Source organism: Cellulomonas sp. (assembly GCF_035634735.1).
Taxonomy (GTDB): domain Bacteria; phylum Actinomycetota; class Actinomycetes; order Actinomycetales; family Cellulomonadaceae; genus Cellulomonas.
Map to the genome: position 1 here is coordinate 1 of NZ_DASQCJ010000059.1, position 2,970 is coordinate 2,970.

At 76.2% G+C, this 2,970-nt stretch carries 1 protein-coding gene and 2 pseudogenes; all 3 read left to right on the forward strand.

Translation table 11 applies throughout. The annotated features are described in order from the left end of the window. Nucleotides 1-455: pseudogene (locus VER05_RS05695) on the forward strand (hypothetical protein); the annotation flags it as partial. Between the two features lie 32 nt (nt 456-487). Further along, the gene (locus VER05_RS05700) at nt 488-1,963 is read left to right on the forward strand and encodes a DUF3375 domain-containing protein (protein WP_324844421.1); all 1,476 of its coding nucleotides are present in this window, start codon (nt 488-490) and stop codon (nt 1,961-1,963) included. Continuing rightward, nucleotides 1,956-2,627 (forward strand): annotated as a pseudogene (locus VER05_RS05705) (DUF4194 domain-containing protein); the annotation flags it as partial. The gene VER05_RS05700 and the pseudogene VER05_RS05705, both read left to right, overlap by 8 nt. Between the last annotated feature and the right edge of the window lie 343 nt (nt 2,628-2,970).

Consider the following 2,970-nt stretch of genomic DNA (forward strand, 5'->3'; position numbering starts at 1 on the left):
TCGCCGGGCTCGGGGTGAGCCGGTGGCCCGCCGCCCTCCCCGGTGGGTACGTGCGCCGGTCCACGCTCGGCGCCGTGCTGCTGGCGGCGGGCGTTCTGGCGGTCGCCGCCGCGGTGCTCGCCGAGCCGGCCGCGCCCCGGGTGGGCACGGCGCTCGCCGGCTGGGCCGCGTCCGGCGTCGGGATCGGGCTGGTGTACCTGGAGACGCTGAACCGGGTCGTCGACGCGCCGCGGGAGGCGGACGGGATCACCGTGCCGCAGGCGGCCGCGGCGGTCGTGATCGCGGAGTCCGTGGCGACCGCGGTCACGCAGACGCTCGGCGCCGCGTCGGTGGGTCGGGGCGTCGCCGGGGGCGGGGGGCAGGTCGCCGCCGTGGCGGTGCTGGTCGGCTCGGCGGTGCTGGCGCTCGCGGTCCTGCCCGGTGCGCGCCGCGCGGTCCGCGGCCCGGCGTCCTGACCACCCCCGCGGGTCACCTACGCTGTCCGGCGATGATCACTCGTGCCGAAGGGGCGTACCTGGGCGCCGTCCGGGCCTTCCAGAACCCGATGCTGGACCTGCTCCACAAGCGGCACGCCCCCCTCGTCGTCTCCCTGCTCTCGCTCGTGTTCACCGCCGAGCGCCCCCAGGTCCCCGTCGCCGACGCGCACACCGAGGTCGGCGACGCCCTCGACCAGCTGCGCGCGGCGGGCCACGGCGACGACCTGCCCACCGGCTCCGCGCGCGACCTGTGCCGGCAGTGGGCGGACGCCGGCTGGCTCGCGCGCCAGGTGCTGGACGACGACGTCGAGGTCTACAGCCTGTCGGCGCACGCCGTGGGCGCGCTGGAGGTCGCGGGCCGCGCGGGCGGGACCCGGGCGCGGGTGTCGCAGTCGCGCGTGCGGACGCTGCTCGACGCGGTCGAGCGGCTGGCCGAGGACGCCGACCCCGACGCGCTGATGCGGATGGCCCGCCTCGATGCCGAGATCGCCCGGCTCCGCGGCGAGCTCGACCGGATCCAGAAGACCGGCGAGGTCGAGCAGACCGACGAGGAGACGCTGCTGGAGGAGGCCGAGAACGTCCTGCACCTGGTGCGGGAGCTGCCGGCCGACTTCGCGCGCGTCGCCGAGTCGATCAAGGTCATGCAGCGGGACGTGGTGCAGGCGCTGCGCCAGGACGAGCGCCCGACCGGCGAGGTGCTGCGCGAGTACCTGGAGCGCGGCGAGCACGTCATGGACTCGACCCCCGAGGGCCGCGCGTTCGCCGGCGCGCTGCGGCTGATCGGCGACCCGCAGCGGCTGGACCACCTCGCGACGCAGCTGTCGACCGTGCTGCGGCACCGGTTCACCCGCCGGCTGCCCGCGCAGCAGCGCGCGGAGCTCCGGGACATCGGCCGCCGGATCGAGCAGGGTCTCGACCAGGTGTTCACCGCGCAGCGCGAGGCGTCGTTCGTCATCACCGCGCAGGTGCGCAACCACGACCCGCTGCGCGACCGGCAGGTCGACGAGCTGCTGCGGGACGTGATGACCGGCCTGCAGGCCTGGGTGCCCGGCGCCCGCCGCGGCCAGGCCGTCGACCCGCTGCGCCGGCTCCCGGTCGCCGAGGTCGAGCACCTGCGGCAGACCGCGGGCGACGTGCGGCCCGCCGAGCCGCCGAGCCCGCTCGCCGCGTGGGACGACGACGACTCCGACGCGTCGGCCGCGGAGGCGCTCGCCTGGGGCGGCCCGCACTACGCCGACCTCGGGTCGCACCTGGTGGCGTTCGCCGAGGGCGCCGGGACGGTCGACGTGGGGGCGGCGTTCAACGCGGCCCCGGAGCCGCTGCGCCGGCCGGTCGACCTGCTCGGCCTGCTGGAGATCGCCCACCAGCGCGGCATGACGGAGACCGACGAGGTCGCCTACGTCGACGCGGTCCGCCCGGACGGCACCCGGCGGCGGTTCGCGTTCGGCGGCGTGACGACGATGACGAAGGACGAGGACGATGACTGACACCACGACGGACGACCGCCCGGAGGTCCCCGGCGCCGACGACGTCGAGGCGTTCATCGACACGGTGTCGATGGAGGAGGACCCGGCCGAGCTGTTCCCGGGCGACTCCGGCACGCTCGACGCCGACGTCCGCCGCGTCCTGGTCCGGCTGCTGCAGCGCCGGTTCCTGCTCGCGGAGAAGAACCGCCAGCAGTGGCGCACGCTGCTCGACAACCAGCAGGTGATCGAGTCCCGGCTGCACGACCTCTTCGTGCACCTGGTCGTCGACCACCAGCGCGGCATCGCCTACAAGCGCCAGGTGCGCTCCGACGAGCTCGACGTGCCCGTGCTGCTCCGCGACGAGTCGTACACCCGCGCCGAGACGCTGGTGCTGGTGCACCTGCGCACCGTGTTCCAGCGCGAGCGCGGCGCGGGGGAGACCTCCGCGCGCGTGGACGTCGAGGAGATCGAGCAGACCGCGCTGACCTACTTCGACCCCGACGACACGAACGTCGCGGCCCGGCAGCGGGAGATCCGCGCCGCGGTGCTGCGGCTCGCCAAGGAGGGCGTGGTCGAGGAGGAGTCCGAGGGCCGCTACCGGGTGACGCCGCTGGTCGAGGTGGTGCTGAGCAACGAGCGGCTGTCCGAGCTGAGCGCGTGGCTGCGGGAGCAGGTGCGCACCGGCGGTGCGGTGGCCGGGGACGAGGCGCCGGGCGACGACGCGGACCCCGCCGGGGACGCGCGTCCCGACGACGAGGCCCCGGCCGACGACGAGGCCCCCGCGGGCGACGCCGGCACGCCCGAGGGCGAGGCGGAGCCGGTCGACCTCGGGCCGACGCTCGAGGAGGCCGCCGCGGAGGAGCCCGCCGAGCCGGACGACGCCACCGACGACGCCGCCCCCGACGACGCCACCCCCGCCGACGACGCCTCCGAGGAGGTCGCACGATGACGATGGTCGACACCCTGTTCGGCCTGATCCCCGCCGCGTCGACGGGCCAGCAGTGGGTCGCGCGCGACCTGCAGCTCGT

What these genes read in the sequence shown, in the direction of transcription:
- VER05_RS05700 (WP_324844421.1), top strand. Translation starts at nt 488, where the DNA reads ATGATCACTCGTGCCGAAGGGGCGTACCTGGGCGCCGTCCGGGCCTTC.